Below are 17,085 nucleotides of genomic sequence, written 5' to 3'. Positions count from 1 at the left end.
GAGCGGATCGCCGCGCTGATCAAGCGCATCTCGGCGAAATACACGATCCTGATGGTCGAGCACAATCTGAACGTCGTGGCGAACCTTTCCGACATCATCACCGTGTTGACGCGTGGTCACGTGCTTGCCGAAGGCAATTATGCCGATCTTTCCAAGGATGAGCGCGTCAAGGAAGCGTACCTGGGAGCAGGGCATGCCTGAGGCGACAATAGCTGAGCCCACGACCAGGGCCACAACGTCCGTCGCGGCCGCGCCGGTGCTGGCGGTTCGTGATCTGGAGGCGTGGTACGGCGAGTCGCACATCCTTCACGGCATCGATTTCGATGTGAATGCAGGTGAGGTGGTCACGCTGCTCGGGCGCAATGGTGCCGGCAAGACCACGACGTTGAAATCGGTCATGGGAATTATCGGCAAGCGGAAGGGTTCGGTCCGCTTCAACGGTCAGGAGATCATACGCGCGTCCTCGGACCGTATCGCAGGCAAGGGCATCGCATTTTGTCCCGAGGAGCGCGGGATATTCGCCAGTCTCGATGTCCGGGAAAATCTGCTGCTGCCGCCGATTGTACGCAGCGGCGGTCTATCGCTGGATCAGATCTTCGAGCTGTTTCCGAACCTGAAGGAGCGGCTGAAGAGCCAGGGCACCAAACTCTCCGGCGGCGAACAGCAGATGTTGGCGATCGCAAGGATCCTGCGAACCGGCGCGCGGTTTCTGATGCTGGACGAGCCGACCGAAGGGCTCGCCCCGGTCATCATCCAGCAGATCGGCCACACCATCGCTCGGCTGAAGAAAGAAGGTTTCACCATCCTTCTGGTCGAACAGAATTTCCGGTTCGCATCCACTGTCGCGGACCGGTACTACATCGTCGAACATGGCAAGGTGATCGACGGGTTCGCCAATGCCGATCTACAAGCCAACATGAGCAAGCTTCACACTTATCTCGGCGTCTGAATGCGTCTTCAGGCAGGACCACGGAGTAGACATGCAAAATAGAATTTCGGCTGTGTTGGTTGCGGTCACGCTCTCATGGGCAGCGACTGGACTCGCCTTTGCGCAGGACAAGACAATCAAAATCGGAGTCCTCACCGACAATTCGGGGCTGTATTCCGATCTGGGCGGGGTCGGCTCGACTTTGGCTGCGCAGATGGCAGTCGAGGATTCCGGGCTGGCGGGTAAGGGCTGGAAGATCGAGGTGATCTCGGCCGATCACCAGAATAAGCCGGATATCGCGACCAACATTGCGCGGCAATGGATCGATGTCGATAAGGTCGACATTTTCATGGACGTGCTGAACTCAGGTGTCGCTCTGGCCGTCAACAACGTCGTGAGGGAGAAGAACTCCATCATGATCAATACCGGCGCCGCAACGTCGGATCTCACCAACGCTCAGTGCTCTCCGAACACCATTCATTGGGTTTACGATACCTACATGCTTGCCAACAGCACCGGCCAGGCTTTGGTCAAAGCCGGTGGTGACACCTGGTTCTTCCTGACTGCCGACTACGCATTCGGTGCCGCGTTGGAACGCGACACCACGGCGGTGGTGGTGAAGGCGGGCGGCAAGGTTATTGGTGGGGTGAAGCATCCCCTCAACACGGCGGACTTCTCCTCGTTCCTGCTGCAGGCGCAGGCCTCAAAAGCCAAGATCATTGGAATGGCCAATGCCGGCGGCGACACGACGAATACGATCAAACAGGCGTCGGAATTCGGGATTGTCGCCGGAGGTCAGAAACTCGCCGGCCTTCTCCTGTTCATCACCGATGTCCATTCGCTCGGTCTGAAGGTAGCGCAGGGGCTGAACTTCACCGAAACGTTCTACTGGGATATGAATGACGGTACCCGCGCGTTCTCGAAGCGGTTTTCCGAGCGCATGAAGAATAAGGCCGAGCCGAGCATGGTTCAGGCCGGCGTCTATTCGGGACTGGTCCACTACTTCAAGGCACTCGAAGCGATGGGCGGCAATCCGCATGACGGTGCCAAGGTGGTGGCGAAAATGAAGGAAATGCCGACCGACGATCCGTTGTTTGGAAAGGGTACGATCAGGGCCGATGGCCGCAAGATTCATCCGGCGTATCTGTTCGAGGTGAAGAAGCCGGAGGAGTCGAAAGGTCCGTGGGATTACTACAAGCTGGTCGGAACCACTCCGGGCGACCAGGCTTTCAGGCCGTTGTCGGAAAGTGTTTGCCCACTTGTAAAGAAATAGCGAGGGCACCCGCCGGCCTTACGTCGGCGGGACCGTGGAACGCCTCGGCAGATTTCGGGCGTTCGAGCAGGACTGAGTGCGAAAGATCGATCGATGCAGGCTCTATACGCGCAGCTTTTAGTGGGACTGATCAACGGGTCGTTTTACGCGCTGCTTAGCCTTGGGCTCGCGGTGATCTTCGGCATGCTGAACATCATCAACTTCGCCCATGGCGCGGTTTACATGATGGGCGCCTTTGTCGCCTACTTCCTGCTCAACGTGGCTGGCATCGGCTATTGGCCTGCATTGATCATTGCGCCGATTGTGGTCGGCATTTTCGGCATGATCCTGGAGCGGACCATGCTGCAATGGCTCTCGGGACTGGATCATCTGTACGGATTGCTGCTGACTTTCGGGCTGGCACTGATCATCCAGGGCGTGTTCCAGAACTACTTCGGATCCTCCGGTCTGCCCTATTCGATTCCGGACGAGTTAAAGGGCGGCATGAACCTTGGATTCATGTTTCTGCCGATCTACCGCGGATGGGTCGTGGTCTTTTCTCTAATTGTCTGTCTGCTGACCTGGTACCTGATAGAGCGGACGCGGCTCGGGGCGTATCTGCGCGCCGCCACAGAAAATCCGACCTTGGTGCGGGCGTTCGGCGTTAACGTACCCAGAATGATCACGCTCACTTATGGCCTTGGGGTTGGCCTTGCCGCATTGGCTGGGGTGCTGTCGGCGCCCATTAATCAGGTGCGGCCGTTAATGGGGGCCGATCTGATCATCGTCGTGTTCGCCGTGGTCGTGATCGGCGGCATGGGCTCCATTATGGGTTCGATCATCACCGGGTTCACTCTGGGCGTGGTCGAGGGCCTGACTAAGTACTTTTACCCGGAGGCGTCCAACACCGTGGTATTTGTGTTGATGGTGCTGGTGCTGCTGGTGAAGCCTTCGGGACTGACAGGACGGACGACCTGACATGGCGACCATGACCGACACCACAATGCCGGCGACACCACGCGCCATCCACGACGAAATGATCGCGTTCGGAATCATGACCGCGCTGCTGCTGGTCGTGCCGCTGACTGGGGTCTACCCGTTCTTTGTGATGCAGGCGTTGTGCTTTGCGCTATTGGCCTGCGCTTTCAACCTGTTGATCGGCTATGGCGGCTTACTGTCGTTCGGCCATGCCATGTTCCTGGGCACCGCCGGCTACGTCAGCGCGCACGCCCTGAAAGTGTGGGGACTGTCGCCCGAGCTCGGTATCGTGGCGGGCACCGCGGCTGCCGCCGGCCTTGCCGTGATTACCGGAGTTGTCGCCATTCGTCGCCAGGGCATCTACTTCGCGATGATCACGCTGGCACTGTCGCAGTTGCTTTATTTCATCTATCTGCAGACGCCGTTCACGCATGGCGAGGATGGCATTCAGGGGATTCCGCAGGGTTATCTGTTCGGAGTTTTCAATCTCTCCAATCCCATCATTCTTTACTACGTCGTTCTCGCCGGATTCCTGTTCGGCTTTTTGCTGATCTTTCGCACCATCAATTCGCCGTTCGGCGAGGTTCTGAAATCGATCCGCGAAAACGAGCAGCGCGCGATCTCGCTGGGCTACAAGACCGACCAATACAAGCTGCTGGCCTACATCATTTCGGGCACGCTGGCCGGGTTTGCCGGCTCCCTCAAGGTATTCGTGGCGCAGAATGCGTCGTTGACGGACGTGCATTGGACCATGTCCGGTGAAATCGTCCTCATGACGCTGGTGGGTGGTTTGGGCACGATATTCGGTCCAGTGGTGGGCGCGTTCGTCATCATTGCCATGCAGCAATATCTGGCCGGCTTCGGCCAGTGGGTCACCGTGATCCAGGGCGCCATCTTTGTGATCTGCGTGCTGACGTTCCGGCGCGGCGTAATCGGGGAAATCGCCCATTATTTCCGGCGCTCCCTGTAGGTGCGGCGTATTTCCACGAATTCTCCCTTTTTACAAAGTGGTGGATGACAGGGTTCCATTCACGCCGTCTAGGCGCATGGCCGGAAAAATGGGCTATGACGATGCCGTCTGGCCGGCTAGCACGGTCAATGCCGCAAGATATGGACATTTCAGATGCTGCGTTGGTTTCGTGCTCTTCTCCCGAAGGAGGAACGGTTTTTCGACCTGTTCGCCCGTCATTCCCAAACCGTGGTGCAGGGCGCGCAGGCATTGCAAGGCATGCTGCGGGGCGGTGAAGAAACTCCGGTATTTTGCCAGCGCGTCAACCAGTTTGAGAACGATGCCGACAACATCACGCGCGAAGTGCTGACCGCCGTACGCCGGACGTTCATCACCCCATTCGATCGGGGCGACATCAAGAACCTGATCACGGCGATGGACGACGCGATCGACCAGATGCAGCAGACCGCGAAGGCCGTTATCCTGTTCGAGGTCCGCACCTTCGAACCGCCGATGCGCGAAATGGGAACGTTGCTGGTGGAGTGCGCTAATCTGGTCGGCCGCGCGCTGCCGCTTTTGCAGGCGATCGGCGAGAATGTCGCGATGCTGACGTCGATCACCGAGGAGGTGACCAAGCTGGAAGGCCGGGTCGACGATCTCCATGACATCGGGCTGAAGGAACTCTTCCTCAAGCATCGTAACGCCAACAGCATGGATTTCATCGTCGGCGCGGAAATTTACGACCATCTCGAGAAGGTAGCCGACAGGTTTGATGACGTCGCCAACGAGATCAACAGCATCGTCATCGAACAGGTATAGGGCAGGACCGCGCAGTGGATGCCACGCTTGCTCTTCCGATACTGGTGGGATTAATCGCAGTCGCGCTGCTATTCGATTTTCTGAACGGGTTGCACGACGCCGCCAACTCGATCGCGACCATTGTATCGACCCGGGTGTTGCGCCCGCACTACGCCGTGTTCTGGGCCGCGTTCTTCAACTTCGTCGCGTTCATGGTTTTCGGGCTTCACGTCGCCCATACCATTGGTACCGGCATCATCGAGCCAAGCGTGATCGACAACCAGGTGATCTTTGCCGCTCTGGTTGGCGCGATCGTCTGGAACCTGATTACGTGGGGGCTGGGAATACCGTCCTCCAGTTCCCATGCCTTGATCGGCGGCTTGGTCGGGGGCGGAATGGCGAAAGCCGGGATATCAGCGGCGGTCTGGAGCGGGTTATCGAAAACCCTGCTCGCCATCGTGCTCTCGCCGTTGGTTGGATTCCTGTTGGCGATGGGGCTGGTTGCGATCGTTTCCTGGGCGTCGGTGCGCTCCACTCCTTTTGCGGTCGACCGTGCTTTCCGCATTCTGCAGTTCGTCTCGGCGTCGCTCTATTCGCTCGGCCATGGCGGAAATGACGCGCAGAAGACCATGGGCATCATCGCGGTGCTGCTTTATTCGCAGGGACATCTCGGCAAGGAATTCTACGTGCCGTTCTGGGTAGTGCTGGCTTGTCAGGCGGCAATGGCTCTCGGCACCCTGATGGGCGGCTGGCGGATCGTGCGAACCATGGGATTGAGAATTACCAAGCTGACGCCGATGCAGGGGTTTTGTGCCGAGACCGGCGGCGCGGCGACGTTGTTCATGGCGACCTGGCTCGGTGTTCCCGTCTCGACCACCCATACCATCACCGGGGCGATCGTCGGCGTCGGCGCGGCAAGGCGGGTCTCGGCGGTTCGCTGGAATGTGGCAAGTTCGATTGTTTACGCCTGGATTATCACCATCCCGGCCGCCGCCGGAGTGGCGGCGCTGGCCTACTGGGCGGTGCTGCTGGTGCCCTAGTCGAAACCCAGTGATTGGCAGTTAATGGCCCAATTCCTATATGGAGCTGCGCGGGTCATTCTTGATCCCGTGCCCTTTCCCTCTCACACGCTTCCCCATGTCCGATCTCGCCATTGCAGCCGAACAGTCATCCCGCTCGCCGCTCGCGGCCGAAGTCGCGCGCCGGCGGACCTTTGCGATCATCTCTCATCCGGACGCCGGCAAAACCACGCTTACTGAAAAACTGCTGCTGTTCGGCGGCGCCATCAATCTGGCGGGCCAGGTCAAGGCCAAGGGCGAGCGCCGGAACACCCGTTCCGACTGGATGAAGATCGAGCGCGAGCGCGGAATTTCCGTGGTTACGTCGGTGATGACCTTCGAGTTCGAAGGCGTCGTGTTCAATCTGTTGGACACGCCGGGCCACGAAGATTTTTCCGAAGATACCTATCGCACGCTGACGGCTGTGGATTCCGCGGTCATGGTAATCGACGCCGCTAAAGGTATCGAAGCGCGGACACGAAAGCTGTTCGAGGTCTGCCGGCTGCGCGATATTCCGATCATCACCTTTATCAACAAGATGGACCGCGACAGCCGCGACACTTTCGATTTGCTCGACGAGATCGAAAAGACATTGGCGCTCGACACTACGCCGATGACTTGGCCGGTCGGGCGCGGCCGCGATTTCCTCGGCACCTATGATCTGGCGACCGGCGGCGTGCGCCTGCTCGAAGGGGGCGCCAAAACCGGCGCGGCATTGCAGATCGACATCGCCGAGCTTGCTGGCCGCAATCCCAACCTCGATGTTGCCGCGATAAAGGACGAACTAGCGCTCGTCTCGGAAGCCTGCAAGCCGTTTGATCCCGAGGCGTTTCGCGAGGGCCATCTGACGCCGGTTTATTTCGGCAGCGCGTTGCGTAATTTCGGGGTGGGCGACCTGCTGGAAGGTTTGGGGACTTTCGCGCCGCCACCGCGCGCGCAGGAATCCAACTTGCGAAAGGTGCAAGCGGCCGAGCCCCGGATGAGCGCGTTCGTATTCAAGATCCAAGCTAATATGGACCCCAATCATCGCGATCGCATCGCGTTCGCGAGGTTGTGCTCCGGCAAGCTCACCCGCGGCATGAAGGCAAAGCTGGTGCGGACCGGCAAGAACATGTCGTTATCCAGCCCGCAATTTTTCTTCGCGCAGGATCGCGCGCTCGCGGACGAAGCCTTTGCCGGGGATGTAGTCGGCATTCCCAATCACGGAACCCTGCGGATCGGTGACACGCTGACCGAAGGCGAGGACCTCAGCTTCGTCGGCGTGCCGAGCTTTGCGCCGGAAATCGTCCGACGTGTGCGGCTGACCGACGCGATGAAGGCGAAGAAATTGAAAGAGGCGTTGCAGCAAATGTCGGAGGAAGGCGTCGTGCAGGTGTTTCGCCCGCGCGACGGCGCTCCCGCACTGGTCGGAGTGGTCGGTCCGCTGCAGCTCGATGTTCTTAAGGCGCGGCTCGATGCGGAATACGCGCTGCCGGTCGAATTCGAAGTGTCCGAGTTTCAGCTGGCGCGCTGGATTTCGGCCGATGATCGCAAGAAGCTCGAGGCGTTCATTGCCGCCAACGGCTCGGGCGTCGCCGATGACGTTGACGGCGATCCGGTATTCCTCGCAAAAAATGAGTTCTACCTCGGCTACACGAGGGAACGCGCCGAAGGCATTGTTTTTTCCAGCATCAAGGACGTGAAGCGGCAGGCGTGAGGCTGCCACCGATCGTGAAAACGTTTTCGTGGGGCCGACTTGGGCTTGACGGCGTCCGCCGTCGCCATCATCTCGCATTTATCGTGCAACTGCGAGTGGTCGCGGATGGCTCGGCGCATCCTTCTCTCATTTTTAGTCCTGGTCGGGATAATTTTCGCGGGGTCCGCCGAGGCGCGGCGGCGTCACCATATTGATGCGACGCCGTTCTCCCATGCACCTTGCAGTGTGTTGAGCAGGCGGCCCTGCACGCCCTCGTTCTGCAGTGTTTTCGATCATGGGCCCTGCATTCCCGAAATCGATTATCCCGTCGGGGAGAACTTGCAACTCACCATCGAAAGCGTGCCGCCGCGCGACCAGGATGCAAATTACCGAAAACCCAATCACGATCTCAACACGATCGGCGACCTGTTCTCGGAGCTGCGGTCCTGCTGGTCGCCGCCGCCGTTGGATACGGCTCGCGATGGCATGCAGATGACGGTGCGATTCAGCTTCAAGCGCTCGGGCGAGATGATCGGGTCCCCCCGCGTGACCTACGCCAGCGCGGGAACGCCTGGGGAGATTCGGGACGCGTATCTAAAGTCGATCAGCAGCTCACTGGAAGCCTGCATGCCGCTTAAATTCACCACCGGGCTCGGTGGTGCACTCGCGGGCCGTCCGATTGCCATCCGCTACGTCGATAATAGGGACCTTCGCAAATCATCAGCAAGGCCGTGAGGTGCGCCGCTGTACCACGGACGTGCTTGCCAGGCGCGAACGCCGAAATTACGAGACTACGTCGGGTTTGATCGATTGCGGGCGCAACGGCTAAAATGTTACGCGAGGTCGTCAAGCGAGCGCGGAGGAGAACATCGTGGGACTGGTGGTGATGATTCTCGGCCTCGTGCTGTTCTTTGGCGCCCACACGCTCACCACGCAACGCGAAGTACGCTCACGAGTGATCGCCGCGTCGGGTGAGGGGGGCTACAAGCTCGGCTACGCACTGGTATCCATTGGCGGTCTTGCGCTGATCGCGTGGGGCTTTGGCCATTACCGGGCAGCCGGCATGATCGACGTATGGGAGAGGTGGTGTTCGCCGGAAGCGCTTAAGGTCCTGAAACACATCACGGTCGGGCTGATGTTGCCGGCGGTCATCCTGGTTGTGGCGGCCTATATCCGCGGCCGCATCTACACCATGCTGAAGCATCCAATGCTCGCCGGGGTCAAGCTTTGGGCGGCCGGGCACCTGCTTGCGAATGGCGACCTCGGCTCGATTATCCTGTTCGGCTCGTTCCTGGGTTGGTCGGTGTTCGATCGGATTTCCCTGAAGCGACGCACCGATCCTGGCGCGCCCCCGATCCCGGTCGGAGGCCTTGGCAACGACCTGATCGCGGTGGCGGTCGGGCTGGTGGCGTACCTGGCGCTCGCCTTCGCATTCCATCCCATCGTGATCGGCGTGCCCGTGGTGGGTGTCTAACGAGGCGCGTGATGGACTGGTCGCAACATCCGATTCCTCCCATGCATCTCGAGGCGCGGTTCGGAGACCGCGTCGTCCCGGCCTTTTGTGAACGGCCGAAAAGCCTTTGGGAAATGATCTCCACGGCAGCGGCAACAAATCCAGACGGCGAGGCGTTGGTGTGCGGCAGCACCCGGATGAGCTGGCGTGAAGTCGAGCAACACTCGGCCAGGCTCGCAGCGGGATTGCGCAAGATGGGTTTGCAAAGCGGAGACCGGATCGCGGTGCTACTCGGCAACCGCATCGAATTCGTGCTTGCGCTGTTTGGCGCGGCGCATCTCGGCCTCGTCACGGTTCTGCTCAGCACGCGCCAGCAAAAGCCGGAAATTGCCTACGTGCTGGCTGACTGCGGTGCGACGCTGCTTATCCATGAGGCAGCGCTGGTCGACCGTTTGCCGAGTGGCTGCGACGTTCCCGATCTGCTCCACCGGTTCGCGGTCGATGACGACCAAAGCATTTCGCGCTTCTCCGACTTGATGGACAACACGCCTTCGCAGCCAGCCACTACTGTCGCGGAAGAAGACACCGCGATGATCCTCTACACATCCGGCACCACCGGGCGGCCCAAGGGCGCAATGCTCGCCCATTGCAACATCACTCATTCCGCGATGGTCTATGAAGCTTGCATGGAGCTGAAAGCCACCGACCGCTCGATCGCCGCGGTCCCGCTCGCGCATGTGACGGGCGTGGTGGCCAATATCATGAGCATGGCCCGTTGCGCGGGCGCGCTGATTATCGTTCCCGAGTTCAAGGCGGCAGATTATCTCAAGGTCGCCGCGCGCGAACGCGTGACGCAGACGGTAATGGTACCGGCCATGTACAATCTTTGCCTGCTGCAGGCCGACTTCGACGCCTACGATCTGTCGTCTTGGCGAATTGGAGGATATGGCGGCGCGCCGATGCCGATTGCAACCATCGAACAGTTGGCGGCGAAGATTCCCGGTCTCAAGCTTGTCAACGCCTATGGTTCGACTGAAACCACTTCACCTTCAACCATCATGCCGCCCGAGTTGACAGCCGCGCATCTCGACAGCGTCGGCCTGCCGTGTCCCGGCGCGGATATCATCGTGATGGACGCGAACGGCCGCGAGCTTCCGCGCGGTGAAATCGGCGAGATCTGGATTCGGAGCGGTTCGGTCATCAAGGGTTACTGGAACAACCCGACGGCAACGCGCGAGAGCTTTACCGCTGGATATTGGCACTCCGGCGATCTCGGTTCGATCGACGCGGACAATTTGGTGCGCGTGTTCGATCGCCAGAAGGACATGATAAACCGGGGCGGGCTCAAGATTTATTCCGCCGAAGTTGAATCGGTGCTTGCCGGCCATCCCGATGTCCTCGAGAGCGCGGTGATCGCCAAGCCGTGTCCGGTGTTGGGCGAACGCGTCCACGCGGTGATCGTGGTCCGTAACGCCGGGGCGAGCGAACAGACGCTGCGCCTTTGGTGCGCCGGGCAGCTCTCCGACTACAAGGTGCCGGAGACAATGGCGCTGACAACAGTGCCGCTGCCGCGCAACGCCAATGGCAAGGTGATGAAGCGCCAGCTTCGGGAGCACTGGGCTCAGGCGCAGAAATAGCAACGGGGCCTCGGGATCGCGGCCTCCCGGCCGGTTTTGACGTGGCTCTCGCCGGGTTTAACACGTTGATCCGGCTGACTTTGCCTTGCCAACGCCATATCGCTAGAGTATCGCCCGCCACGTGGGATCGGGCGTCTGGCTGGCCAGCGGATTTGGCTCACGTCCATCGGGCATGGGAAATCTTTAAGTGTCTGAACTATTTGACGAAGTCGACGAGGAAGTACGTCGCGACCAGCTCAAGAAGCTCTGGGATCAATATTCGATCTTTATAATCGCCGGCGCGCTGCTGATCATTGCCGGGGTCGGGGGCTGGCGCGGTTACCAGTATCTGGAGGCCAAGAAGGCGGCCGAGATAGGCGCGGCCTTCGACAAAGCGATCGAGCTCTCCGAACAGAATAAGCATAGTGAGGCGGAAGCGGCCTTCAATGATGTGGCCGCCAAAGCGCCGTGGGGCTATCGCATGCTGGCGCGGATGCGCGCGGCGGCCGAAGTTGCAGTCAGCGATCCGCAAGCGGCGGCCAAAATGTACGATGACATTGCCGCCGACAGCAGCGTCGGCGGGGATATGCGGGAGCTCGCAAAAATCCGCGCTGCTGGCCTGATGCTCGAAAAAACCAGCTATCCGAACATGGTCACGCGTCTTGAGCCGTTAGCCGCGCCCAGCGCGACCTTTCGGCATACCGCGCGCGAGCTGCTGGCGTTGTCCGCATGGCACGCCAATGATCCCACGGCGACCCGGAAGTGGCTGGATGTGATCGCCAGCGACGGCGAGACGCCGCCATCCCTGCGTTCCCGTGCCGAGGCCCTGCAGGCGCTGCTTCCACCAGTCGCGAAGAGCTGAACATCATGCGCCGCTCGCAACGCCTGATCGCAGCTACGGTGCTCGTTGCTCTCTCGGGGGCGCTGGGTGGCTGCTCCAGCAGCATGTCGAACTGGGACCCGAGCGATCTGCTCGATTTCCTCGACACCAAGAAGAAGTTGCCGGGCGAGCGCAAGCCCGTCTTCCCTGACGGTGTGCCGGGCATGGAACAGGGCGTGCCGAAGGAATTGTACAAAGGCGCGGCACAAGAGCAGCTCAACCAGCAGAACGCCGATGCCGCTGCCGCTGCTGCCGCCGCTCCCGTGGAGGAGCCGAAATCGAAACACGCCTCGAAGTCCAAGGCCAAAAGCAAGCCGCCGGCTGCGGCCCGCGCCGCGCCTGCGCAGGACACGGCCGCCGCGCCGGACGCAGATGCCGTGCCTGAGGAGGATGGCAGCACCGCCGCTGCCCCGCCGGCGCCCAAGCCGAAGCGTATCGCCCGCAAGCGCACCACCGCTCCGTCACCCGACCAACCCGACGTGCAAGGCGCACCTCCCGCGCAGTCGGCGCAGCAACAGCCGCAACAATCGGCGACGCCATTTCCAGCCCCGCTCCCCGGCGGGACCTTCACGCGCTGATTTGCGGCTCGCCACTTTGGCTGGCGAGTTTCGATAATCTTGCGCGTATTCTTCAGCGGATCAGTGTACGCCATGAGCCTGGATTGGATTTCGCACGGGAACGGTGCGCAGCTTGTTCTACGCGCATAACAGGCGCCGGGATCGTTTATGCCTTTCACCATCGCCATCATCGGTCGCCCCAATGTCGGCAAATCGACGCTGTTCAACCGCCTGGTCGGGCAGAAGCTTGCGCTGGTCGACGACGAGCCCGGCGTGACCCGCGACCGCCGCGAAGGCGAGGCGCGGCTCGGCGATCTCGAATTCACCATCATTGATACGGCGGGCCTCGATGAAGGCGCGAAGGGGTCGCTCACCGCGCGGATGCAGGAGCAAACGGAAGCCGCGATCAGCCTTGCCGACGCCCTGATGTTCGTGATCGACGCGCGCGCGGGGCTGACGCCGAACGACAGCGCGTTCGCGGACTTTGCCCGCCGCGCCGACAAGCCGGTGGTCCTAGTTGCCAACAAGAGCGAGGGCAACCAGGGCGACGCGGGTGCGATGGAAGCCTACGCGCTTGGCCTCGGCGAGCCGGTCCAGATCTCGGCCGAGCACGGCGAAGGCCTGAGCGAACTATACGACGCGCTGCGCGGCTTGATGCCCGATGCGATCCCGGAAAGCGAGGCGTTCGACGATGATGAGGTCATCGATAGCGATGAGGAGATCGCGAAACGGCCGATCCGCGTTGCCATCGTCGGCCGTCCCAACGCCGGCAAATCGACGCTGATCAATCATCTGCTCGGCGAGGAGCGGCTGTTGACCAGCGCCGAAGCCGGCACCACGCGCGATTCGATATCGGTAGAGATCAATTGGCAGGACCGTGATTTTCGCGTGTTCGATACTGCCGGCCTGCGGCGGCGCTCGCGCATCGAAGAGAAGCTGGAGAAGCTTTCGGTCGCGGACGCGCTGCGTGCGGTGCGCTTCGCCGAGGTCGTCGTGCTGATGATGGACGCGCAGAACAAGTTCGAGGAGCAGGACCTGCGCATCGCCGACCTGATCGAACGCGAGGGCAGGGCGCTGGTGATTGCCGTCAATAAATGGGACTTGATGGGCGGTCGGTCGAACCTGATCTCGGCGCTGCGCGGCGAGGCCGATCACTGGCTGCCGCAGGTCAGGGGCGTGCCTATTGTCGCGGTCTCCGGATTGATGGGCGAGGGGATCGACCGGCTGATGAGTGCGATCGAAGGTGCCTATGCGATCTGGAACAAGCGAATCCCGACCGCTTCGCTCAACCGATGGTTCGAGCAGGCCGTGGACGCCAATCCACCCCCGGCGGTATCGGGCCGGCGGCTCAAGCTGAACTACATCACGCAAGCCAAGGCGCGGCCGCCGAGCTTCGTGCTGTTCTGCTCGCGCGCCGATGCCGTCCCGCAATCCTATCTGCGCTACCTCGTCAATTCGTTGCGTGACTATTTCGAGCTGCCGGGCACGCCGGTGCGGATTGCGCTGCGCGAAAAAGCCAATCCGTTTGCGCATAAGCGGAAGCGGCCGTCGTAATTAGATTGCTGCTTGTGCGAATCTTGTTAGCCACCCCGGATTTTTCACGCGCGCCTCCCTCGTTCGGATGGGGCGAGGCGTGCGTCCCCCCGCTATAGATTCGCGATCGCCCCTCACGAGCCAACGGGTGGCGGCTTGCTTGCTTGACCTCTCGGGCGAGCCAGGCCGTTCGCCGGCATCGAGCGCCGGGCGAAGTCGTGCGCGTGCGTGAACCGATCGCTACGGACGTGCATGTCGCCTTCAGCCCCGGTGATCCCAATGGTGTCGTGACTATGCCTCGCTACTTTTTCGATCTGTTCCACGACCGCTATGTTGTCCTCGACCCCGGTGGAATGTCGTTCGAGCACGCCGCTGGCGCCACGGCCGCCGCCGACGAACTGGCGCGGGACCTTCTGATCACCCGATCCGAGCTGCGAAACAGCGGCAGTTGGATACGCGTCAGGGATGATGGCGGAGCCGAGCTTTACCGCGCCTCCATCGATCCGCAGGCGCCGGCGCCGGCCACGTTGCCGGAAGCCGAGGTCCACCGCTTTGCGAACCCTGCGCTGCGCTCATCTCCGGCCGCAACGACGGCTGAATAAATCCAGAGCGTTTTCGAACGAAGTGGACGCCGGTTCGCGTGAAGAAAACGTGTGTGAAATATAGGAGCTCGATTCTGATCAATCAGAACCGATTAGGTCCTCGCGTGCGCCTCAATGGTCAGAACTTATCCCCTTGATGAGCGCACATCATGGTTGGCGCAACCGTGAAGGCAATCGCACGGCGCGCCGCTGAAAGCCCTCCAGGCCTGTCGCCGAATTGCACCAGCGAACCAGAATTGGTTCGCAAAGGCGTTTTGCTCCTCCGTTCGGATGACGCGCTTCCGACGCCCCTTCGTTAATCGTTCGGTGCGCAACACGATGGCGCATCGCGCGGCAACTCAGGCAATTGCAATCGCGAAATTACGATCGCGCCAACCAGCTCGATACCCGAGCTGGAGGATGCGTCCTGCCGGCACAGAAAATGGAGCACTTGATGCACTGGTCAAAAATTTCTCATGCGATGCTGCGAGCGCTGGCGCTCGTCGGCCTCGTAGGCATTCTTATTGGTTCGAGCGATGCGGCGTTTGCCCGTAATGGTCACGGCCATTCAAAATCATCCAAGATCCGTATTAGTCATGGGCCGATTATCGTCGGAGAAAAGTATGGATCGTATAAACATCACAGGCACAAGCGTTGGTACCCCTATCCGGGCAAGATCCGCGGACCGTTGCCCCCGGTAAAAAAGCCCCCGACCGAGCAGGGCGGAATGCCCGCGGCAGGCGGTGCTGCGCCAGCGCCCACCAAGCCACCGGCGCCACCCGCGCCTCCCGCGTCGGGCGGTGCTGCTCCCGCGCCGACCAAGCCGCCCGCGCCAGCTCCTGCGCCAGGGCCCACTCCGGGCGGTGGAAGAGATCCCGCTAAGCCGCCGACCAAAGCCCAATGAGGGGGGCTACGACCCAAGTTCAACCTTAGCGATCATCTTAGGTTCACATTCAACCTGATCTAACGAACACGGCGGATGGCAAACCATCGCTATCCGCCGCTTCGCTCTAGCTCGATCGCGTTCTCATGCGAGCTTTTGAGAAACTCCGCCCGCCGACTAAGACGATGCAAAAGGAAACCAGAATGTCTCGGATAAATTCGCGTGATCGAAACTTTCGCATCGTCGCCATCACGGCCACGATCCTGTTGGGGCTGACCGTAGGCGCCGCCGCTGGCGGTTACGGTGGTGGCGGTCGTTATCATAAGCCTGTAACGAGCAGCTATGATCCGGCCAAATCCGTCGTTCGCGACCATCGCACCCCGGTCGGCTCCGGCGCCAGCGCGATACCGAACGCTGGAAAGCGACAGTAATTCGCGGCATCGGTGCAATCATTGCGAGCGCAAGCGAAGCAATCCATGGCGTGAACAATGGATTGCTTCGTCGCTTCCGCGCCTCGCAATGACAGCGCGTATCACGCCCACACGCAGTTCTCGTTCGCCCGCCACTTTTTCAACTCACGCCATGCAAAAGGAAATCAGAATGTCTGTGTTAATCCCGACTGATCGAACCATTCGCGTCGCCGCCGGCGTGGCGGCGGTGTTATTCGCCTTGAGCGTTGGCGCAGTAGCTCGCCCTGTCACGGTGCCGACGGACCGCGATCATCGTGGTCAGGCCGCAAAACCGCCCGGCAAGGGCACTTACGATCCGACCAAAGCGACCATTCGCGATCACCGCACGCCCAGGCCGCCGAAGCCGGTAAGCTGATCGCGCTCGCACTCGTTTGTTCGCGTTCTCAACTCCGCGTGCAAACGCACCCGCGGCGGTAGCCCTCACTTCAAAAAGGAAACCAGGATGTCGGTGTTAGTCCCGTCTGATCGAAACATTCGCGTCGCCGCCGGCGTGGCGGCGGTGTTATTCGCCTTGAGCGTTAGCGCTCAATCTCGTCCGCTCGGCCCACAGGTGCCTGACACGGATCAACGCGGCCAGATCGTGAACCCACGGCCGCCGGTCAAGAGTTCCTACGATCCCAAGACGTCGATCGTCCGAGACCACCGCAAGCCGAAGTAATGGCAGCTTCCTGCGCCGCCTCGGCCGCCGGCGCGGTGCGGAAATTACTCGGGAGTGGACTGCAGTAGGCTGCAGCAAGGTATTCGCGCGTACACATGCGCGCCAACCCACCCGGCGCTTGGCGGCACCCCAGAGCGAGCTCTGCCCGTCTCGCCCATAAAGATGGGAGAGATAAGAAACGGCCCTTTAATTCGGAATTCCAGAAATCACCGCTTGACGGTCCGCTAGACGCAGGAATAGAGAGCAAATCATCCTGTCCCAAATCGAGGGGCGTTTCGCGATCGTCACGAACGTTGGGCGCAGGATGCGATGGACGCTGACGTGCCGTGGACGAACTGCACGAATGCGGACGGCGAAGTCGTGTGGTTCTGACGCCTCGACGCTGGCGTCAAGTTGGCGGGAAGTATCCCGCTGGCGACGGTGACAACAAGCCCGATCACCGGGGAGATCACGTTATAAACCGTAAAACCGTCGCGCGGGGAATGCCGGATGATTTCGGTGTGACCGTGGTGACTACGCTCGTGTGCTTTTTTATTTTGCACACGAGGCTGCGGGCGCGTCGAGCGCCCGGCATTCCCTGCGCCCTCTGAATTTCCAGATGCGCTTCATGACGGGCAAAACTCGGGCGGATGCCGCAGCGGGAACGCGGAGGTGTGCTGTAAATATGCGAGCCTGTCGTTGTGTACAGTGCCACGCCATCGCCGGTCTTCATCCGTCCTCCCCGTGGGGAGGGAAAGCAGATCGTGAGCGGAGCGGACGATGTGCAGGGTGGGGGGCTGTTCGTGTGTATGACGCAAACCCCACCCGGCGCTTCGC

General features: G+C 60.8%; 18 protein-coding genes and 1 pseudogene. 18 read left to right on the top strand and 1 reads right to left on the bottom strand.

From position 1 onward, the window contains the following. From VJV58_RS01505 to VJV58_RS01420, 18 genes and pseudogenes are all read left to right on the top strand, one after another. Positions 1-201 (top strand): annotated as a pseudogene (locus tag VJV58_RS01505) (ABC transporter ATP-binding protein); the annotation flags it as partial. Next, positions 194-949: an ABC transporter ATP-binding protein gene (locus VJV58_RS01500; RefSeq protein ID WP_324135544.1), complete on the top strand. Its 756-nt coding sequence runs from the start codon at positions 194-196 to the stop codon at positions 947-949. The pseudogene VJV58_RS01505 and the gene VJV58_RS01500, both read left to right, overlap by 8 nt. A 31-nt stretch (positions 950-980) precedes the next feature. Further along, positions 981-2,201 (top strand): ABC transporter substrate-binding protein, encoded by a 1,221-nt coding sequence (locus VJV58_RS01495; RefSeq protein WP_324135543.1) that lies wholly within the window; start codon positions 981-983, stop codon positions 2,199-2,201. Positions 2,202-2,294: 93 nt separating this feature from the next. Beyond that, positions 2,295-3,158: a branched-chain amino acid ABC transporter permease gene (locus VJV58_RS01490; RefSeq protein WP_324135542.1), complete on the top strand. Its 864-nt coding sequence runs from the start codon at positions 2,295-2,297 to the stop codon at positions 3,156-3,158. 1 nt (position 3,159) lies between these two features. After that, positions 3,160-4,128 carry a branched-chain amino acid ABC transporter permease gene (locus VJV58_RS01485; RefSeq protein ID WP_324135540.1) on the top strand — a complete coding sequence of 323 codons (969 nt, stop codon included), beginning with the start codon at positions 3,160-3,162 and terminating at the stop codon, positions 4,126-4,128. Between the two features lie 153 nt (positions 4,129-4,281). Beyond that, the gene (locus tag VJV58_RS01480; protein WP_324135539.1) at positions 4,282-4,926 is read left to right on the top strand and encodes a DUF47 domain-containing protein; all 645 of its coding nucleotides are present in this window, start codon (positions 4,282-4,284) and stop codon (positions 4,924-4,926) included. A 14-nt stretch (positions 4,927-4,940) separates the two neighbouring features. Next, the gene (locus VJV58_RS01475) at positions 4,941-5,945 is read left to right on the top strand and encodes an anion permease (protein ID WP_324135538.1); all 1,005 of its coding nucleotides are present in this window, start codon (positions 4,941-4,943) and stop codon (positions 5,943-5,945) included. A gap of 97 nt (positions 5,946-6,042) precedes the next feature. After that, a complete protein-coding gene (locus tag VJV58_RS01470) occupies positions 6,043-7,659 on the top strand; it encodes a peptide chain release factor 3 (RefSeq protein ID WP_324135537.1) in 1,617 nt (538 codons plus the stop codon). Positions 7,660-7,764: 105 nt separating this feature from the next. Further along, entirely contained in the window at positions 7,765-8,373 is a 609-nt protein-coding gene (locus tag VJV58_RS01465) for a hypothetical protein (protein ID WP_324135536.1), read from the top strand. A gap of 136 nt (positions 8,374-8,509) precedes the next feature. After that, positions 8,510-9,112 (top strand): NnrU family protein, encoded by a 603-nt coding sequence (locus VJV58_RS01460; RefSeq protein WP_324135535.1) that lies wholly within the window; start codon positions 8,510-8,512, stop codon positions 9,110-9,112. A gap of 11 nt (positions 9,113-9,123) precedes the next feature. After that, positions 9,124-10,728, top strand: coding sequence for a class I adenylate-forming enzyme family protein (locus VJV58_RS01455; RefSeq protein WP_324135534.1), 1,605 nt, complete (start codon positions 9,124-9,126; stop codon positions 10,726-10,728). Between the two features lie 187 nt (positions 10,729-10,915). Then, positions 10,916-11,569, top strand: a complete 654-nt coding sequence (locus VJV58_RS01450) for a tetratricopeptide repeat protein (protein WP_324135533.1) — start codon at positions 10,916-10,918, stop codon at positions 11,567-11,569. 5 nt (positions 11,570-11,574) lie between these two features. After that, positions 11,575-12,165 carry a hypothetical protein gene (locus VJV58_RS01445; RefSeq protein WP_324135532.1) on the top strand — a complete coding sequence of 197 codons (591 nt, stop codon included), beginning with the start codon at positions 11,575-11,577 and terminating at the stop codon, positions 12,163-12,165. 147 nt (positions 12,166-12,312) lie between these two features. Continuing rightward, positions 12,313-13,698 carry a ribosome biogenesis GTPase Der gene (gene der / locus VJV58_RS01440; RefSeq protein ID WP_324135531.1) on the top strand — a complete coding sequence of 462 codons (1,386 nt, stop codon included), beginning with the start codon at positions 12,313-12,315 and terminating at the stop codon, positions 13,696-13,698. A 203-nt stretch (positions 13,699-13,901) separates the two neighbouring features. Beyond that, entirely contained in the window at positions 13,902-14,279 is a 378-nt protein-coding gene (locus tag VJV58_RS01435) for a DUF6894 family protein (RefSeq protein ID WP_324135530.1), read from the top strand. A 1,065-nt stretch (positions 14,280-15,344) separates the two neighbouring features. Then, a complete protein-coding gene (locus VJV58_RS01430; RefSeq protein ID WP_324135528.1) occupies positions 15,345-15,572 on the top strand; it encodes a hypothetical protein in 228 nt (75 codons plus the stop codon). A gap of 169 nt (positions 15,573-15,741) precedes the next feature. Next, on the top strand, positions 15,742-15,966 hold the full coding sequence (locus VJV58_RS01425; RefSeq protein ID WP_324135527.1) for a hypothetical protein: 225 nt from the start codon (positions 15,742-15,744) through the stop codon (positions 15,964-15,966). Positions 15,967-16,053: 87 nt separating this feature from the next. Further along, complete coding sequence (locus VJV58_RS01420) at positions 16,054-16,269, top strand: hypothetical protein (protein ID WP_324135526.1); 216 nt, start codon at positions 16,054-16,056, stop codon at positions 16,267-16,269. 448 nt (positions 16,270-16,717) lie between these two features. Here the strand turns inward: VJV58_RS01420 and VJV58_RS01415 are convergent, their stop codons facing one another. After that, positions 16,718-16,981, bottom strand: a complete 264-nt coding sequence (locus VJV58_RS01415) for a hypothetical protein (RefSeq protein WP_324135525.1) — start codon at positions 16,979-16,981, stop codon at positions 16,718-16,720. Between the last annotated feature and the right edge of the window lie 104 nt (positions 16,982-17,085).

It is taken from the genome of Bradyrhizobium sp., from assembly GCF_035273305.1.
Classification (GTDB): domain Bacteria; phylum Pseudomonadota; class Alphaproteobacteria; order Rhizobiales; family Xanthobacteraceae; genus Bradyrhizobium.
This window is presented reverse-complemented; position numbering and strand designations above follow the sequence as displayed.

Coding starts and splice junctions, on each gene's coding strand:
- VJV58_RS01485 (WP_324135540.1), top strand. CDS start 3,160: ATGGCGACCATGACCGACACCACAATGCCGGCGACACCACGCGCCATC.
- VJV58_RS01465 (WP_324135536.1), top strand. CDS start 7,765: ATGGCTCGGCGCATCCTTCTCTCATTTTTAGTCCTGGTCGGGATAATT.
- VJV58_RS01455 (WP_324135534.1), top strand. CDS start 9,124: ATGGACTGGTCGCAACATCCGATTCCTCCCATGCATCTCGAGGCGCGG.
- VJV58_RS01500 (WP_324135544.1), top strand. CDS start 194: ATGCCTGAGGCGACAATAGCTGAGCCCACGACCAGGGCCACAACGTCC.
- VJV58_RS01415 (WP_324135525.1), bottom strand. CDS start 16,981: ATGAAGACCGGCGATGGCGTGGCACTGTACACAACGACAGGCTCGCAT.
- VJV58_RS01425 (WP_324135527.1), top strand. CDS start 15,742: ATGTCTGTGTTAATCCCGACTGATCGAACCATTCGCGTCGCCGCCGGC.
- VJV58_RS01420 (WP_324135526.1), top strand. CDS start 16,054: ATGTCGGTGTTAGTCCCGTCTGATCGAAACATTCGCGTCGCCGCCGGC.
- VJV58_RS01470 (WP_324135537.1), top strand. CDS start 6,043: ATGTCCGATCTCGCCATTGCAGCCGAACAGTCATCCCGCTCGCCGCTC.
- VJV58_RS01495 (WP_324135543.1), top strand. CDS start 981: ATGCAAAATAGAATTTCGGCTGTGTTGGTTGCGGTCACGCTCTCATGG.
- VJV58_RS01490 (WP_324135542.1), top strand. CDS start 2,295: ATGCAGGCTCTATACGCGCAGCTTTTAGTGGGACTGATCAACGGGTCG.
- VJV58_RS01480 (WP_324135539.1), top strand. CDS start 4,282: ATGCTGCGTTGGTTTCGTGCTCTTCTCCCGAAGGAGGAACGGTTTTTC.
- VJV58_RS01445 (WP_324135532.1), top strand. CDS start 11,575: ATGCGCCGCTCGCAACGCCTGATCGCAGCTACGGTGCTCGTTGCTCTC.
- VJV58_RS01430 (WP_324135528.1), top strand. CDS start 15,345: ATGTCTCGGATAAATTCGCGTGATCGAAACTTTCGCATCGTCGCCATC.
- der (WP_324135531.1), top strand. CDS start 12,313: ATGCCTTTCACCATCGCCATCATCGGTCGCCCCAATGTCGGCAAATCG.